This window comes from Ferrovibrio sp. GW821-FHT12B10 (assembly GCF_058807515.1).
Window position 1 is genome coordinate 1717103 of record NZ_JBXAQT010000001.1, and the last position, 16617, is coordinate 1733719.

The following is a 16617-nucleotide window of genomic DNA, read 5'->3' on the forward strand; positions in this document are numbered from 1 at the left end:
GCCAGTTCAGAATCAGGATCGGCAATGCGGCGGCGAGGCTTCGGCCTCGCCGCCTTTTTCATGTCCCCCATCATCTAAACCGCCCAGATCATCAAGGATGGGGCAGTCGGGCCGGTCGTCGCCATGGCAGGCCTCGGCCAGATGGCGCAGGCTGCGCTTCATCGCCTGCAACTCTGCAATCTTGCGCGTCAGCTCGTCGATATGGCGCAGCGCGATGTCCTTCACCGCCGCCGAGGGCCGCTCGCCGTCCTGCCACAGGCCCAGCAGCATGCGGATATCCTCCAGGGCGAAGCCCAGATCGCGGGCGCGGCGGATGAAGCGCAGCAGATGCACGTCGCGATCGGCATAGACGCGGTAGCCGCCGCCGGTGCGGCCGGCTGCCGGCATCAGGCCGATGCTTTCGTAATAGCGGATCATCTTGGCGGTAACGCCCGAGGCGGCGCTGGCCTGACCGATATTCATCGCGACACCTCTTCTCCAGCAGGTTTCCAGCGCTTGAGCAGCAGGGCATTGGCCAGCACGCTGACGCTGGACAGCGCCATGGCCGCGCCGGCCAGCATCGGGCTGAGCAGGCCGAAGGCGGCCAGCGGAATGCCAATCACATTATAGGCGAAGGCCCAGCCGAGATTCTGGCGGATGCGCGCATCGGTCGCGCGCGCAATCGCGATCGCATCGGCGACCAGCGCCGGATTGCCGCGCATCAGCGTGATGCCCGCCGCCTGCATGGCCACATCGGTGCCGCCGGCGCCATGTTCGTCCGGACCGATGGCAATACCGATATGGGCAGCAGTCAGCGCCGGCGCATCATTGATGCCGTCACCGACCATGGCGACGATCTCGCCCTGTTTCTGCAGGGCGGCAATGCGCACCGCCTTGTCCTGCGGCAACAACCGCGCTTCCACCGTATCGATGCCAAGCTGGGCAGCCACGGCGCGCGCCGCGCCCGCATTGTCGCCCGACAGCAGCAGGGTGCGGATACCCATGGCATGCAGGCGTGCGACGGCGGCCGGCGCCGTGTCCTTCAGCGTATCGCCGAAGGCGATCAGGCCGAGCGCACGACGCCCCGGCAGGCTGGCGAGCCAGGAAACCGTGTAGCCCTGTGATGCCAGCGCTTCGGCCTTGTCATGCAGGGCTGCCGTATCGATGCCCTGCATGGTCATCAGCGCCTCGCGACCCAGCAGCATCGGTTGGCCATCGACCAGGCCGCTGACGCCATAGCCGGCGATGTCGCGGAAATCCCCGACCGGCAGCAGGACCTGCGTGCCGGCGTGGCGACGCAGCGCCTGCGCCAGCGGATGCTGCGACCCGGCCTGCAGGCTGGCGGCCAGATGCAGAAGCGGTGCGGTGTCCCCGCCATCCGCGGCCACAATCTCGGTCACGGCCGGGCGGCCCTTGGTCAGCGTGCCGGTCTTGTCGAAGGCCACCATGGTGACGTCACGCGCCGCCTCCAACGCCTCGGCGTCTCGCACCAGGATGCCATGCCTTGCCGCCAAACCGGTGCCGACCATCAGCGCGGCCGGTGTGGCCAGGCCGAGCGCGCAGGGGCAGGCGATCACCAGCACGGCGACAGCCTGCAGCACCGCACGTTCGACATCGCCATCGGTCAGCGACAGCGTCAGTGTGAAGGTGATCAGCGCGAGGAACAGCACGGCCGGCACGAAGATGGCGCTGATCTGGTCGACACGCTTCTGCACCGGCGCTTTTGACCCTTGCGCGGTTTCGATCAGGCGCACGATGCGGCCCAGCATGGTCTCCTGCCCGGTCGCCGCCACCTGCACGATCAGCAAGCCATCGCGATTGATGGTGCCGGCATGCACGGCGGCGCCGACACTTTTTTCCACCGGCAGGCTTTCACCGGTCAGCATCGATTCATCGACGCTGCCGCGTCCCTCCAGCACATCGCCATCGGCGGCGAAGGCTTCGCCGGCGCGCACCAGGATTATGTCGCCGCGGCGCAGCAGCACGCTGTCGATATCTTCTTCGGTGCCGTCAGCCAGGCGGCGGCGCGCTTTGGCCGGATGCAGGCGCATCAGCGCGCGCAGCGCCGACACTGTCTGGCGCTTGGCGCGCAGCTCCAGCCACTTGCCCAGACGCACGAAGGCGATGATGGCGACAGAAGCCTCGAAATACAGATGCGGCATCACACCATGCGCCAGATGCGGCGCGGCGACATACCAGTTCCATACGCTCAAACACCAGGCCGCCGTGGTGCCCAGCGCCACCAGCAGATCCATATTGCCGCTGCGCGCACGCAGCGCCGCAAAGGCGCCGCGATAGAACCGCCAGCCCAGCAGGAACTGCACCGGCGTAGCGATGGCGAACTGCAGCCAGGGCGGCAGCATGCGGTTATGAATGCCCAGCACTTCGGCCAGCATGCCGCCGAGCAGCGGCAGGGCCAGCAACAGCGCCAGCGCGGCCAGCTGCCCTTCGCGCGCCAGCGCGGCATCTGCCTTGCTGTCATCCTGCACGGTCACCGCCGCCAGCGGACGCGCGTCATAGCCGGCCTTGCGCACCGCCTCGACCAGCGCGTCGACGGTGGCCGAGCCCAGGATGCGCGCGCTTTCGCCAGCGAGGTTGACGCTGGCTGCGGTCACGCCCGGCACATGGGACAGCGCCTTCTCGACCCGGCCGGCGCAGGAGGCGCAGGTCATGCCGGAAATCGCCAGGGAAAGACCGGGCTGGGAAAGACCGGGCTGGGAGGGGACGGATTGGGAAACAGCGGACATCGGGGAAACCTTCCGGCAGGACATATCTGCCTCTCTAGATAAGGGTTCCCATCATGGGAAGGTCAAGAGGGGGTTTAGCGCGCGCCGTGCAGCTACCGGGACGGGATTCTGATCAATTCTGTTTTTCCCCAAGTTTTCAGGGGATTATCGATTCATAATCACGTCAGCAGGGCTGTCCTTTGCTAGGATGTCGCGCATGGATTTCGTGGCCAGCCTCCCCGACCCGCTGACCGAGCCCAGCCGCCGCTTCTTCGCAGAATGGCACCGCTGGCGCGGCGGCGGTCTAGTGCCGCAGCGCAGCGCCATGGATACCGGCCGGCTCGGCGAGTTGCTGACGCGCTGCCTGCTGCTGGAAATCCGCAGCCCCGATGACATGCCGATCCATTTTGCCGGCACGGTCATCGGCGACCTGCTGGGCACCAACCTGGGCGGCCGCAACTATCTCGATCTCACCACGGCCAACAACCGACGCCAGCGCGCCGCGCTGCTGCTGGCCGAAGTGACCCAGCCCTGTGCCGCGGTCATCTACTACTGGCTGGAAACCAATGCCGGCGGGGTACTACCGGTCGAACTAGTCTCCGCGCCGCTCTGTCGCCCCGGCAGCACCACACCCTCGCTGGTGCTGGCCTGCGCCTCGCCGCTGATGCCTGCCGAAGGCGAGCTGCGCATGGCGCCACGGTCCTATGCGGAGGGCGAGGGCCTGCAGTTCATCGATATCGGCGCCGGTACACCGGCCGCCGCCACGATTCACGCCAACGGACGCGCTGAATCATGAGCCCGCAAAACACCACGGATTTCGTGGCACTGCGCGCCCTGCTCGAAAAACGTCACGATGGCGTGTTGCCGCAAGTGGCGCCACAGACCGCGAGCGGACATGACCTGTCAGCGGAAAGCCTGCATCTGCTCGCCGCCTGGAAAAGCTGGCGCGGCGAACGGCTGCTGCCCCGGCGGCGCGACATGAATTTGGTTTCCATCGCCCGCCTGATGCCGGCGCTCTCGCTACTCGACGTGATCAGCCCCGAGCGCGCTGTTTTCCGCCTTGCCGGCAGCGATATCGAACGCCTGGTGGGCCAGCGTCTGACCGGACGGAATTTCGTGACCATGGCGGAGCCGATGCTGCAGACCGGACGCGGCGCCATGTTCTGGGCGGCCGCGACCCAGCCCTGCGCCGCCGTCAGCATTCACGTCATCACCCAGAGCGATGGCAGTCAGCACCGCCTGCAGAGTTTTGCCCTGCCGATCCTGCCGGACGACACGAGCGCGCCGGTACAGCTCCTTGTCGTCACCGGCAACCTGCCGCACCCGAAAGGCGGCACCAGCACGGATCCCCTGCGCCATCGCGGCACGGTCCGGTATTTTGTCGATCTGGGCGCCGGCCTGCCAGCACTTCCGTAACGACGCCTGCGCAGCAGCGCGCGCCGTGCCGCATGATCCTTCCTGCGGCCGGCACGAACGGGTGGCGGGTTATTACGCCGCCTCGGGGTAGCGGGCCGCCTGACCATCCTGCGCGCTGGCTTTCGTGTCGCGGAAGAAGCCAATCAGGGTCGACAGCTCGCGCGACTGCCCGGCCAGGGTCTGTGCCGACGCGCTGGTTTCCTCCACCAGTGCGCCATTGCGCTGGGTGAGTTCATCCATCTGGCCGACGGCCGTATTGATTTCCTGCATGGCGCGCGCCTGTTCCCCGCTTGCCGTGGCGATCTCGGCAACGATGTCGTTTACTTCCTTCACCGCAACAAGGATATCCTGCAATGCCGTGCCGGTCTGATTGACCAGCTGCACGCCGGACCGCACCTGCGTGTTCGATGCGGTGATGAGCGCCTTGATGTCCTTCGAGGCCTCGGCCGAGCGTCCGGCCAGCGCCCGCACTTCCTGCGCCACCACGGCAAAGCCCTTGCCGGCTTCACCTGCACGCGCAGCCTCGACCGAGGCATTCAGCGCCAGCAGGTTGGTCTGGAAGGCGATCTCGTCGATCAGTCCGATGATGTCGGAAATCTTCTGTGCACTTGCCTCGATCTCCGTCACGGCCATCACCGCCCGCTCGACGACCGCACTGCCGTTGGCGGCGGTATCGCGGGCAATGGTGGCGCGCTGGGTGGCGGACTGGGCGTTGGCGGCATTCTGCCGCACGGTTTCCGTCACCTCGTGCATGGCGGCAGCGGTCTGCTCCAGACTGGCCGCCTGGCTTTCGGTGCGCTGCGACAGATCATGGGCGCCACCGGCGATTTCGTCGGAGGCGGCATTCACGTTGAGCGCCGTCTTGCTGATCTTGCCGGTGATGTCGCGCAGCTTGTGGATCGTGGCGTTGCAGTTGTCCTGCAGGTTCTTGAGCTGGCCACCGTAACTGCCCTGCATGGTATTGCTGAGGTCGCCGGTAGCCATGGCGTTAAGGACGGTGTCAACTTCATTCACGGCCTGCGATATGGTCTGCACCAGGCCATTGATGCCGGCGGCAATCTCCCGCATGAAGCCGCTCTTGCCTTCCAGCGCGACGCGGCGCGCCAGATCGCCCTGCTGCGCGGCCTCGACCAGGCCCGCAACCTCGATCTGGATGGCATGCTGCTGGGTCATGTCCCGCCACTCGACAGCCGTGCCCAGGCGTTTGCCGGTGGCATCAAACACCGGAACAGCCGTCAGGTCGAAACGCCGCCCGCCGACCGCGATCGCGGTCTGGTGCGGCTTTTCCAGCGCCGTCAGCATGCTGCGCTGATGCGCGGGGTTCTTATGGAAGATGTCGATCGATTTCCCGATCATGGTGGCGGGATCGAAGGCCGGCAGATCCTTGCGGATGTCATGCTGCGCTACATCGAACATTTCCACCGCGGCACGGTTCACGAAGATGATGTTGTTGTTTGCGTCTGCCAGCATGACGCAGGCGGTGATGCTGCGCAGCGTCTCTCCGGTCTGCAGTCCAGTGACAATGCGATCGCGGATTTCCTCGGCACCGCGCAGCGCGGCGCCGATTTCATCGCCGCGCTCCTTGCCGGTCGTATCAATATCGACCTTGCCGGCAACCAGATCGGTCAGCGCCCCCGTCACGCGACGGATCGGCCGGGCGAGGGCGTTGCCGAACCACAGGCCGATGGCAACGGCGGCGACAGTCGCCAGCAGCAGGACGATCAGCACCTGGAGCGTGGCGGAATTGACAACCGCATAGGCATAGTCGGTGGACACGCGGGTGAGGATGGACCAGCCGAGGCCCGGATAGTCGTAGGCACCCTGACTGCGATGATAGCCCGCAACCTGTGCAATGGCCTTGCGCGCATGCATCGATTCGATGCCGCCCGCCTTGCCGGCGACAGCCAGCTTCGCCGCTTCAACGCCCGCCTCGGCCAGATTGAGTTTTCCAAGAACCGCCCAGTCGCGCGCATAAGCGCCACCCTTCTGGCGGGCCGGATCGTAATCGACAAGAACCACGCCCCGTGAATCCAGCAGCGTGATTTCAGCATCCTGCAGGCCGCTGACCGAAAGGTTGGCGCCAGACTGTTCAATGATCTGTTCCACCAGATCGAAACCGGCGAAGTTCACCCAGACGGCAATCGTCTTGCCCATCGCGTCAGTGACCGGCGCGGCAAAGATCATCGCATAGTCGTTGCCGTCATAGAGACCGGTCAGTTCCGCATGGCGGGCCGGCTGTTCGACCACGCTGCCGGTAAAACCGTTGGCGCCGTTCAGGAATTTTCCATCCAGCGCGGCGCGCAGCCAGCTGGCGGCGGCGTAATTGCGCTCATAAAGCGCCGTGGTGGCAAGCGGCTTGCCGGCGGCTGATTTCGAATTGACGGCCAGTACCTTGCCATCGGGGCTGACCAGCAGCATCAGTTTGTAGATGCCGTAATTGGCCATGTAGCGATCCATGGCCACGACCAGCGGGTTGGTCTCGCCAGGCGACCCCCAGTTGGCCGGATCGACGGCCACGGCGTTGTAGCCGAAAGCCTGCACATCGCCATAGCGCTCAAACAGGTTGCGGTCGATCACATCGTTGATCGCGTGGGCCGCCATGGCCACGCGCGCGGCCTGCGCCTGCTTGATGTCGCGCACTTCCAGCCAGAGCACCGATGCCAGCAGAAGCAGTGGCACAAGGGCAAAGCTGATCAGGGCGAAAACGATCTTCGCTTTGATGGTGAGGGTGCGCCGGAATGCGGGTGTCATGGACATGACGGGCCTTTTCATGGATGGGCGGGTCGAGCAGGATTTCCTGCCGTTTCCCCACGCTTACTTGCCCCTCTTGCCCGCTTGTTCCGAGTCACCAGTTGATGACGCTACTGTTTGGATATGCCGGACATGGCCGGCCCCTGACGCGCCTTGGGGCCTGCTTACGGCCCGGTGCCGGTGCGGGTTCAGGCCGGCCACCCGGTTCTGGCCAATCTCCGGCTGATGCCCGGCGGGTCCCTTGGCCGGATGCCCAATCATCTGGAGCTTGTCATACAAATGAAAATATTGGAAAACCGCTAAAATCACCCCATAGCCCGCAATTTCTGCCTGTTTCGTCGCGGTTGTTTAACCGCTGGGCGAAGAGATTATTTTTCGGTAACCTATTCCTTATGGGTTAGGACCGCCGGATAAACCGGCGTGCAGACAAGAGGGAGGCGACTCTGGGATCCCCGCGCAAGCCAGAACGGCACAGCATTCTACTGATTGAAGATTCAACCCCCGTGCGCGCCGCCCTCCGCGCCGCCCTGGAAGCGGCCAGCTATGACGTGCTGGAAACCGTCAATGGCGAGGATGGCCTGGGCAAGACGGGCGAGGCTGACCTGCTGCTGCTTGATCTGGGCCTGCCCGGCATCAGCGGTTTCGAGGTGCTGGAGCGCCTGCGCCAGTCGTCGCCCATGCCCGTCATCATTCTATCGGGCCAGGAAGAAGTGGACGCCAAGATTCGCGCGCTCGACCTCGGCGCCGACGATTATGTCACCAAGCCCTTCGATGCCGGCGAGCTGCTGGCGCGCGTGCGCGCCGCCCTGCGCCGCGGCCAGGACACCGGCACGATGAACGGCACCAAGATCGTCACCGTCGGCCCGTTCCTGATCGATCCGCTGACCGGGGATACACGGCGCGACGACCGTCCGGTGCGCCTGTCGCCGATGGAAGCCCGCTTCGTGAAAATGCTGGCGCAGAAAAGCGGCCAGCCGGTCGGCACCAAGCAGCTGACCATCACGCTCTGGGGCAATGACAATGCCGAGATGCGCCAGGCCCTGCGGGTGCTGGCGCGCAAGGTGCGCTGCAAGCTGGAAAAGGATCCGGACGAGCCGCGCTTCCTGTTGACCGAGCCACGGCTGGGCTATCGTCTGATCGATCCGGAAACGCCGGCGGCGCACTGATTTTTCACTGCAACAGCCGTGTGGCTGCCATGCGATGACTGCATGGCGGAAAACGGAAGCCGTGGAATATCAGGCGATTGCGCACGAGACCTGCAACCGCAGCCATGCAGGGCTGCGGCCTTCACGCAAATGCGATCCCGGAAATTCCGTCTCACCCTTTGAAATCCGCGCGCGATACCCCATATCGAAGGCATGGCATCGGCGCCTTGCCGTTGCCGGCATCGAAGATCCCCCCCTTTGATGCCTCTATGGCGCAGTAGTTCATATGCGCGAAACGCCCGGCTCGCCCCCCGACCGGGCGTTTTCTTTTGCCCCGCTTTCATCGCCACCGATTTTCCATCACCAGACCGGTTCGCGATTAATCAGTCGTCTGATAGTGTATGCGGCATCTGCCCTGGAGAGGCGGAGATGAGGACACCATGACCCAGCATCCCAGCATCGACCCCGCTGTCATGCAGCAGCGCAAGGCCTATTACGACAAGATCGGCACCCGCAAGCTGGCGCCGCTGTGGGAAGTGCTGCATGGCCTGGTGATCCCGCAGCCCAAGAGCGCCTGCCAGCCGGCGCTGTGGCATTACGACGATATCCGCGACGACGTGATGGAAGCCGGCCGCCTGATCACGGCCAAGGAAGCCGAGCGGCGGGTGCTGATTCTCGAGAACCCCGGCATGCCGGGCCAGTCGCGCATCACCACCTCGCTCTATGCCGGCCTGCAGCTCATCCTTCCTGGCGAAGTGGCGCCCTCGCACCGCCACACCCAGTCGGCGCTGCGCTTCATCGTCGAAGGCGACGGCGCCTACACTGCGGTCGACGGCGAGAAAACCATCATGCGCGAGGGCGACTTCGTCATCACGCCGAGCTGGACCTGGCACGACCATGGCAATGACAGCGACAAGCCGATGGTGTGGATGGACGGCCTCGACATTCCGCTGGTGCAGGCGCTCGATTGCTCCTTCTCCGAGAAATATCCCGAGGACAGCCAGCCGCTGTCGCGCCCGACCGGCGACAGCCTCGCGCGCTACGGCTCCGGGCTTCTGCCCGTCGATCACGAGGTGCGCGTGCCGACCTCGCCGGTCTTCAACTATCCTTACGCACGCACGCGCGAGGCGCTGGAGACCATGCGCCGCACCAACGAATGGGACCCCTGCCACGGCCTCAAGGTGCAGTATGTGAATCCGGCGACCGGCGAGAGCGCCATGCCGACGATTGGCACCTTCATGCAGCTGCTGCCCAAGGGCTTTGCCGGCGAGGGCTACCGCTCGTCGGATGCCACCGTGTTCAGCGTGGTGGAAGGCGAAGGCCATACGCTGGTCGGCGAAGGCGCCGAGCAGCAGACATTCGAATGGCGCAAGCGCGACACCTTCGTGATCCCGAGCTGGGTGCCGCATCGCCATCACGCGCCGAAAACCGACGCCGTGCTGTTCAGCTTCTCCGACCGTCCGGTGCAGAAGAAGCTCGGCCTGTGGCGCGAAAGCCGCGGTAACCGGTAACAAGCGCATGGCCAAGATTCACAAGCTGGTCGAAGTCGCCAATGACGATGAGGAAGATGAAGACGACTTCATCGCCCTCGGCGCGCAGGATTTCCGTGAAGGCGACGATCTCGACGGCCTGCGCGCTGTCGCGCGGCTGGCACGTCTGGTCGGCAGCCTCACCTGGTTCAGCGCCGTCGGCCGGCCGCTGACGCAGCAGGAACTGCAGATCGCCGAAAGCTATGTCGCCGGTGTGGGTTTCGACGGCATGCAGATCGCCGGTGTGGAGAACTGGCTGGCGGCCTCCGATGCGGCGCAGGCGCCCGACTGGGACGACGACTGGTGGCAGGCCGAGGAGCAGATGCGCCGCGCGCTGTTCGACGAAGCGCTGCAGTTCAACGACGAGCATGACCTGGAAGTCGCGCTGCAGCATGTCTCGACGCGGGCCGGCGAAGTGGCGCATGAGCGCGCCATGAAAGCGGCCGCCCGCCATGGCGTGAGCGATCCGGAACTTCTGAAGGTGGCGGCCGGCGCTGCGACCCAGGCCGCCTATCAGGCGGCGCTGGTGCTGGCGGCCAATGCCGAGGCCGACCATCCATTCGCGATGAAGTTCAAGCTGTTCGAGATGGGCCGCCTGCCGCTGGGCGTGGTCGGCAATACGCTGAACCTGTTCTGAAGCGTTAGTCTTTCAGGATTTAATCTTTCAGGCGGGCGGCGCTGCGTTCTTCGCCCTTGATCTCACGGCTGCGGCCGTAGAGGAAAATCCCCACCACCAGACCGCCCAGCACCAGGCTGAGGCTGACGCCCCAGAAGAGCGGCCAGCTGGCAGAGGGATCGAAGTCGCCCGACATGCCATGCCAGAAGCGCAGCGCCATGTAGATCGCGCCGACCAGCGCGCCAAGCAGCGCGAGGGTGATGACGATGGCGAAGATCTTGTCGCTGCGGCTGTGCATTGGGGTAATGGTTTGCATGATCTGTCCTGACGGCGCGGTTGTCCTTACGGAACGTCCATATAATGCGCCATAACTTTTTCATATCCGATGTGACGAATGGCCGCGCCTCGCTACCAAAGGGCAGCCCGACTGCGGCATTCTGTCTTAGTCTGGTGTCACATCATTGTGGGGAGAGAGAACGATGCCGAGCCGGGAAACGGTCGACGCCTTTGTGGCGCTGGTGGAATCCAACCAGCATGATCTGGCCATCGAACGCTATTACGCCGATGACGCCACGATGCAGGAAAACCTCAACACACCGCCGCGCCAGGGCCGCGATACTTTAGTGGCGCATGAGCGCGCCGTGCTGGATCGCGCCAAGACCGTGCAGACCGAATGCGTGCGTCCGGTGCTGATCGAGGGCGACACCGTGGTGATCCACTGGATCTTCCACTTCGAGTTCAAGGACGGCAGCAAACGCCGCATCGAGGAACTGGCGCACCAGACCTGGAAGGGCGACAAGGTCTGGCGCGAGCGCTTCTACTACGATCCGGTGCAGATGAAGACCAACCTGGCGTGACACTCCATGTCGTCACCCCGGCCAAGCGTAGCGCGGGCCGGGGTCCCATTTAAAACGTCCGTCAAAAATGGGATCCCGGGTCAAGCCCGGGATGACAGCAATGCTGTCACGTCACCCACACCTTGTGCTTCCTGTGCCAGTCGTCGAGCGACAGCTTGGGATACAAGTCGTAAATCTCGTCGTTGCGGCCGATCTGCGGCTTCACCCAGGATGCCTTGTAGCGCAGCATCAGATGCACCTTTGATTTTGGCTTCGGCAGCGGCGTGTCGATGGCGGACGCGAAAGGATGGATCAGGTCGGGCCAGGTCGGATCGTAGAGCCACAGCGCGGTGGCGCATTTTTTACAGAAATTGCGTTCACCGGTGCTGATCTCGCAAGTGTCGCCATCGTCATCGCAGATTTCCGCGCGATAGACGCCGATGCTGCGTTTCCCTTTTGTGATGTTCAGGCTGGCAGACCGGCCGCCCAGATTGATGGCGAAACCGCCGCCGCCCGCCGTCTTGCGGCAGATCGTGCAATAGCAAAGCTGATAGGGGACGGGCGTGTGGGTGTCGAGACCGAAGACGACGGCGCCGCACCGGCAGGATCCATCCAGATGCATCGGCATGGCATTCCCTCTCGGATAATAGCTGACAGGTTCTGACATAACGGCTGGTGCATAAATGTGACACCGATTGTCTCATGACAAATCGCGGGTGGCCAAGCCGCCGTCCTGACGGTATATGGCACAGTCCAAAATCGTAAAAACAAGAATCCCAGACAGACCAGAGCATTTTCATGAACCAGATTTCCCCCCAGACCCGCCCCGCCCAGACTGGCCAAGGCTTCCTGCGCAATGCGCTGATCCTCGGCCTGCTCACCGCCATCGGGCCGTTCGCCATCGACATGTACCTGCCGGCGCTGCCCTCGATCGGCGCCGCGCTGAACGCCAATCCGGATGCGGTGCTGATGAGCCTGACGGCCTTCTTCATCACCTTCGCTTTCGGCCAGCTGGTCTTCGGCCCGATTTCGGACATGACCGGCCGCCGGCGGCCGCTGTATTTCGGCGTGGTGCTGTTCATCATCGCCAGCATCGGCTGCGCGCTCGCCGAAACCGTCGAGACCCTGATCGCCTTCCGGCTGCTTCAGGGCCTGGGCGGCGCAGCTGGCATCGTGATTCCGCGCGCCATCGTGCGCGACATGCATAGCGGCGTGGAGGAGGCCAAACTGCTCGGCCTGCTGATGCTGGTGTTCAGCGTGTCGCCGTTGCTGGCGCCCTTTTTCGGCAGCCTGATCATCGAGGCCACCGGCTGGCGCACCGTCTTCTGGTTCGTCGCCGGCATCGCCGTGGTCGCCGGCATCCTCGGCCTGATCATGGTGCCCGAGACGCGCTCGGCCGAACAGCGCAAGCAGAGCAGCGTGCGCGGCATGTTTGTCACTGCCGGCCAGCTGCTGACCGACCGCAGCTTCATGGGGCTGACCATGGCTGGCAGCTTTGCGATCTCGGCCTTCTTCATTTTCCTGGGGAATGCGCCCTTCGTGATGATCGGCGAATACGGCCTGTCGCCCAGCGGCTTCAGCATCACCTTCTCGCTGAACGCCGCCGCCTTCTTCTTCGCCGCGCAGTTCTGCGGCTGGCTCGGCGCGCGCTATGGCCTGGACCGCCTGATCATGCCCTCGATCATCGGCTTCACCGTGGCGATGGCGGCGGCCTATGGCCTGAAGCTCGCCGGCTTCAACAGCCTGTACCTGATGATGGCGGTACTGTTCCTGGGCTATGGCTGCCTCGGCATCATGCTACCCACGGCTTCGGTGCTGGCGCTGGAATCCTATGGCGAGGCGGCCGGCATGGCCTCGTCGCTGATGGCGACGCTGCAGCTTGCCGTCGGCGCGGTGGCGATCGGCGTCAGCGGCAAGATCGTCGGCGGCACCAGCCTCGGCATGACGGCGGGCATCGCGGCATGCGCCGCCGCCACCCTGGTCGTCGCCCTGCTGACCTTGCGCCGCCAGCCGGCAGCGCAATAGTCGCCGCCCAGTCTGGCCAACTAGTCTGCCCAACCGGATTGCGCTAAAATATCACCATGCCGAAAAAACCCGCCGCCACGACCATCAAGCTCGCCACCTGGAACATCAACTCGGTGCGCGCACGCCTCGATCTGATGGGCGCCTTCCTCAAGCAGCACGATCCGGACATCCTGTGCCTGCAGGAAACCAAGGTGCGCGACGACGAGTTTCCGCACGAGCTGTTCGAGCAGCGCGGCTATGCCCATCGCCTGATCCATGGCCAGCCCGGCTATAACGGTGTGGCGATCTTTGCCAAGGCGGCGATCAAGCTGAAGGAAAAGCTGAACCTCGCCGGCCGCGACGACCGCCGCCATATCGCCGCCGAACTCAGCGACGGCACCATTCTTCATAATTATTACGTACCTGCAGGCGGAGACATCCCCGATCCTGTCGCCAACGACAAGTTCCAGCACAAGCTGGATGTGCTGGCTGGCATGACCAAATGGTCGGCCGCGCTGAAGAAGAAGGGCGGCAAGGAAATCCTGGTCGGCGATCTCAACATCGCGCCGCTGGAGCATGACGTCTGGTCGCACAAGCAGCTGCTCAAGATCGTCAGCCATACGCCCATCGAGACCGAGGGCATGCTGAAGATGCAGGCGGCGCGCGGCTGGGTCGATGCCGTGCGGCATTTCGTGCCCGATGACCAGAAACTGTATTCCTGGTGGAGCTATCGCTCGGCCAACTGGGAAGCCGCCGACAAGGGCCGGCGCCTCGATCATGTCTGGATCAGCCCCAATCTGCAGCCCCAGCTGCGCAAGGCAGAAGTGATCAAGGCCATGCGCGGCATGGAGAAAGCCTCCGATCACGCGCCGATCATTGTGACCATCGAGCTCGCCAAGTAAAAACCCCGGAATTCCCCCACCCAGCGGTTGCACGCCGGGGGGAACCGATTGGAAGCGCAGCAGTTTTGTTAAGCGCTTCCGGTCAGGCCTTTTGTCGACTGCAGGCCGGATTCGCTCATGCCGAACCCAGGGTGCCCACGCCGTGTCACGGCCGGCAGCCTGCCGTCCATGTGCTTTTCGTATCCGGAGTAGGCCGATGTCCGATGTCGATCTCAAAGACCGCGCCGAGACCACCAGCCAAATGGGCAGCCACACAGGCAGCCAGAAAGCCAAAACACCGGAACGCGGATTCCGTGCCGCCTTCCTGCGCGAGATTCCGCTGCTGCAGCGGCGCGCCCGCGTGCTCAGCCGCAATCGCAGCCTGGCCGAGGACCTGACGCAGGAGACGCTGACCAAGGCCTGGGCGCGGCGCGACAGTTTTGAACCCGGCACCAACCTGCGCGCCTGGCTGCATGTCATCCTGCGCAACGTCTATTTCAATTACCTGCGCAGCCGCAAACGCGAGGTACGCGATTCAGAAGGCCTGATCGCCGAGCAGGTGCCGGTGCCGCCGGCGCAGCAGAGCAAGCTGGAGCTGAAGGAAGTGGCCGACCTGATGCAGGATCTGCCGCCGCGCCATCGTGAGGCGCTGATCATGGTGGCGGGCGAGGGCAAGTCCTACAAGCAGGTGGCGCGGCGCTGGCGCTGCAATATCGGCACCGTGAAAAGCCGCGTGGCGCGCGCACGCCAGTCAATGACGGCGCTGCTGGAACGCGGCTGACATCCTGTCCTGAACGTGACTTGTCGGCATGACCCTCCGCTTGTTAGGCTTCAGGCCGCACAAACGGGGGATATCATGCGCTTTTCTGCACACCTTCTGGGCTTGGCCCTGGCCTTTGGGCTCGCGGCCTGCACCACCGGCTATCAGGCGCCGTCTGCGCCGCCCAAGCCGGTGGCGCCGCAGCCGACCGCCACCCAGCTCAGCCCCGGTCTCAAGCCGCTGTATTTCGCCGGTGAGTTGGAGCATGTGAACAACATGCCGCGCACCGCGGCCGAACTGGCGAAGGGCCGGCCGGGCCAGCCGATCCTGCAGCTCGACTTGAATTCGGGCAGCGGCGCCATGTGGGACTCGCAGCGCAACGAGCTGTACTACATCCACATGACCGGCCTGATCCAACTGGAAGCCGGCATCTATCGCTTCGCCGCGCTGTCCAACGACGGCCTGCGCATCACCATCGACCAGACCCGCGTGGTCGACGACCCCTATATCCATTCCACCCAGATGTCGCCGTCGACCGAATTGCAGGTGCCGGAAAACGGCTGGTATCAGATCACCGTGCAGTTCTTCCAGAAGCGCGGCACCGCTGCGCTGCGCTTCCAGTGGCAGCCGCCGGGGGCAGGCGGGCTGATGACGGTGCCGGCCGCAGCGCTGGCGCATCTGCCCGGCTGATTTAAAAACGCCGGTATTCCGGGAGATTGAGATGGGGCCGCAGGAACATGTCTGCGGCCCCGCTTTTTTGGGAACAGGCCCGTCCTGCTTGTGTTGACTGAGTGACGCCCGCCTTGTCTGGCCGCGTCATCCTTCAGTCAGTACAGGGAGAGACGGCATGTCCGAGTTCAAATCCGGGTCCCAGCAGTTCGAGACCAAGCCTCCGTTCGAGAACCGGGACGACACCAAACCGGAAGCCCCCCGCAAGGCGCCGCGCGGCTTTGCCGCGATGGACCCCGAGCGGCAACGCGCCATTGCGTCGAAAGGCGGTCAGAGCGTGCCGGATTCCAAGCGCAGCTTCTCGCAGAACCGCACATTGGCGGCCCAGGCCGGCCGCAAGGGTGGCCAGGAAAGCGGCGGCAATTTCCGCAACGACCCGGAGCGCGCGGCGGCGGCTGGCCGCAAGGGCGGTTCGGAAAGCGGCGGCAATTTCGCCAATGACCGGGCGCGCGCTGCCGAAGCCGGCCGCAAGGGCGGCCTCAACTAGCCGGCTCAGTTAAAGCGACCAGTCCGGATCGGGGATGGTGAGGAAGACCTTGCGCAGGCCTTCGCCCCACAGGCCTCGGATACTGGCGAAGTAGGCATCCTGATCGGTGATGCGCTTGCGGAGCGCAAATTGCAGCGCGCCCTTGCGCAGTACCGCTAGATCGAGCGGCAGCCCGACCGAGATGTTGGAGCGTAGCGTGCTGTCCATCGAGACCAGCGCGCATTTCGCCGCCTGTAGCAGCGGCGTGTCCGGCGTGATGACGCGGTCGAGGATCGGCTTGCCGTATTTGATCTCGCCGATCTGCAGGAAGGGCGTTTCTTCGGTCGCGCGGATGAAATTGCCGGCATAGTAGAGCATGTACAGCTCATGCGGCTTCTGGCCGATCTGCCCGCCCAGCAGCATGGCGAGGTTGGGTTCGACGCCCTGCTGCTTCAGCCCTTCGCCATCACGGCGCGCCACCTCGCGGATAGCGGCGCCGACCATGCCGGCGGCCTCGAACATGCTGACCGCCTGCGACAGGTCGCAGGGCTTGCCGTCCTCGTCGGTGAAGCCTTCCTTCAGCAGGGTGACGACCGACTGGCTGAGCGATAGGTTGCCCGCCGTCATCAGCGCCAGGGCGCGGTCGCCCGGCTTTTCCCAAGTATGCATCTTGCCGAAGGTGGAGATCGAATCCACGCCGGCATTGGTGCGGCTGTCGGACAGCATCACGATGCCGTCGTGCAGCAGAAGGCCGACGCAGTAGGTCATTTTTGAATACC

The 16617-nt window shown here is 64.5% G+C and carries 17 protein-coding genes; 11 read left to right on the forward strand and 6 right to left on the reverse strand.

Annotated features, from left to right (window positions below; genetic code table 11):
* Positions 1–12: 12 nt before the first annotated feature.
* Both cueR and AC1RRT_RS08710 read right to left on the reverse strand, forming a co-directional pair.
* Positions 13–462, reverse strand: a complete 450-nt coding sequence (cueR, locus tag AC1RRT_RS08705) for a Cu(I)-responsive transcriptional regulator (RefSeq protein ID WP_493013394.1) — start codon at positions 460–462, stop codon at positions 13–15.
* Entirely contained in the window at positions 459–2750 is a 2292-nt protein-coding gene (locus tag AC1RRT_RS08710) for a heavy metal translocating P-type ATPase (protein WP_493013395.1), read from the reverse strand. The genes cueR and AC1RRT_RS08710 overlap by 4 nt, the downstream gene beginning before the upstream one ends.
* 172 nt (positions 2751–2922) lie before the next feature.
* Here AC1RRT_RS08710 and AC1RRT_RS08715 point away from each other — a divergent pair, with 172 nt between their 5' ends.
* Together AC1RRT_RS08715 and AC1RRT_RS08720 are read left to right on the forward strand one after the other, a co-directional pair.
* Entirely contained in the window at positions 2923–3501 is a 579-nt protein-coding gene (locus AC1RRT_RS08715) for a PAS domain-containing protein (protein ID WP_493013396.1), read from the forward strand.
* Positions 3498–4121: a PAS domain-containing protein gene (locus AC1RRT_RS08720; RefSeq protein WP_493013397.1), complete on the forward strand. Its 624-nt coding sequence runs from the start codon at positions 3498–3500 to the stop codon at positions 4119–4121. Before AC1RRT_RS08715 ends, AC1RRT_RS08720 begins: the two co-directional genes overlap by 4 nt.
* Positions 4122–4193: 72 nt before the next feature.
* Here AC1RRT_RS08720 and AC1RRT_RS08725 read toward each other — a convergent pair whose 3' ends face one another.
* A complete protein-coding gene (locus tag AC1RRT_RS08725; RefSeq protein WP_493013398.1) occupies positions 4194–6878 on the reverse strand; it encodes a methyl-accepting chemotaxis protein in 2685 nt (894 codons plus the stop codon).
* Positions 6879–7357: 479 nt separating this feature from the next.
* Between AC1RRT_RS08725 and AC1RRT_RS08730 the strand changes: the two genes are divergently transcribed.
* From AC1RRT_RS08730 to AC1RRT_RS08740, 3 genes are all read left to right on the forward strand, one after another.
* Positions 7358–8038: a response regulator transcription factor gene (locus tag AC1RRT_RS08730; protein WP_493015157.1), complete on the forward strand. Its 681-nt coding sequence runs from the start codon at positions 7358–7360 to the stop codon at positions 8036–8038.
* A gap of 419 nt (positions 8039–8457) precedes the next feature.
* Positions 8458–9528 (forward strand): gentisate 1,2-dioxygenase, encoded by a 1071-nt coding sequence (gtdA, locus tag AC1RRT_RS08735; RefSeq protein ID WP_493013399.1) that lies wholly within the window; start codon positions 8458–8460, stop codon positions 9526–9528.
* A 7-nt stretch (positions 9529–9535) separates the two neighbouring features.
* Positions 9536–10183, forward strand: a complete 648-nt coding sequence (locus AC1RRT_RS08740) for a hypothetical protein (RefSeq protein ID WP_493013400.1) — start codon at positions 9536–9538, stop codon at positions 10181–10183.
* Positions 10184–10202: 19 nt separating this feature from the next.
* Here the strand turns inward: AC1RRT_RS08740 and AC1RRT_RS08745 are convergent, their stop codons facing one another.
* Positions 10203–10478, reverse strand: coding sequence for a hypothetical protein (locus AC1RRT_RS08745; RefSeq protein WP_493013401.1), 276 nt, complete (start codon positions 10476–10478; stop codon positions 10203–10205).
* 163 nt (positions 10479–10641) lie between these two features.
* Here AC1RRT_RS08745 and AC1RRT_RS08750 point away from each other — a divergent pair, with 163 nt between their 5' ends.
* On the forward strand, positions 10642–11019 hold the full coding sequence (locus tag AC1RRT_RS08750; protein ID WP_493013402.1) for a nuclear transport factor 2 family protein: 378 nt from the start codon (positions 10642–10644) through the stop codon (positions 11017–11019).
* A gap of 106 nt (positions 11020–11125) precedes the next feature.
* On the opposite strand, the gene AC1RRT_RS08755 is transcribed toward AC1RRT_RS08750, so the two are convergent.
* Positions 11126–11626 carry a GFA family protein gene (locus tag AC1RRT_RS08755; protein ID WP_493013403.1) on the reverse strand — a complete coding sequence of 167 codons (501 nt, stop codon included), beginning with the start codon at positions 11624–11626 and terminating at the stop codon, positions 11126–11128.
* Positions 11627–11796: 170 nt separating this feature from the next.
* Between AC1RRT_RS08755 and AC1RRT_RS08760 the strand changes: the two genes are divergently transcribed.
* From AC1RRT_RS08760 to AC1RRT_RS08780, 5 genes are all read left to right on the forward strand, one after another.
* Complete coding sequence (locus AC1RRT_RS08760) at positions 11797–13023, forward strand: multidrug effflux MFS transporter (protein ID WP_493013404.1); 1227 nt, start codon at positions 11797–11799, stop codon at positions 13021–13023.
* Between the two features lie 56 nt (positions 13024–13079).
* Positions 13080–13904, forward strand: a complete 825-nt coding sequence (gene xth / locus AC1RRT_RS08765) for an exodeoxyribonuclease III (protein ID WP_493013405.1) — start codon at positions 13080–13082, stop codon at positions 13902–13904.
* Positions 13905–14100: 196 nt separating this feature from the next.
* Positions 14101–14664 carry a sigma-70 family RNA polymerase sigma factor gene (locus AC1RRT_RS08770; protein ID WP_493013406.1) on the forward strand — a complete coding sequence of 188 codons (564 nt, stop codon included), beginning with the start codon at positions 14101–14103 and terminating at the stop codon, positions 14662–14664.
* Positions 14665–14739: 75 nt separating this feature from the next.
* Positions 14740–15333, forward strand: a complete 594-nt coding sequence (locus tag AC1RRT_RS08775; RefSeq protein ID WP_493013407.1) for a PA14 domain-containing protein — start codon at positions 14740–14742, stop codon at positions 15331–15333.
* 157 nt (positions 15334–15490) lie between these two features.
* Positions 15491–15859, forward strand: a complete 369-nt coding sequence (locus tag AC1RRT_RS08780; protein WP_493013408.1) for a con-10 family general stress protein — start codon at positions 15491–15493, stop codon at positions 15857–15859.
* Between the two features lie 9 nt (positions 15860–15868).
* On the opposite strand, the gene AC1RRT_RS08785 is transcribed toward AC1RRT_RS08780, so the two are convergent.
* Positions 15869–16606: a proteasome-type protease gene (locus AC1RRT_RS08785; protein ID WP_493013409.1), complete on the reverse strand. Its 738-nt coding sequence runs from the start codon at positions 16604–16606 to the stop codon at positions 15869–15871.
* Between the last annotated feature and the right edge of the window lie 11 nt (positions 16607–16617).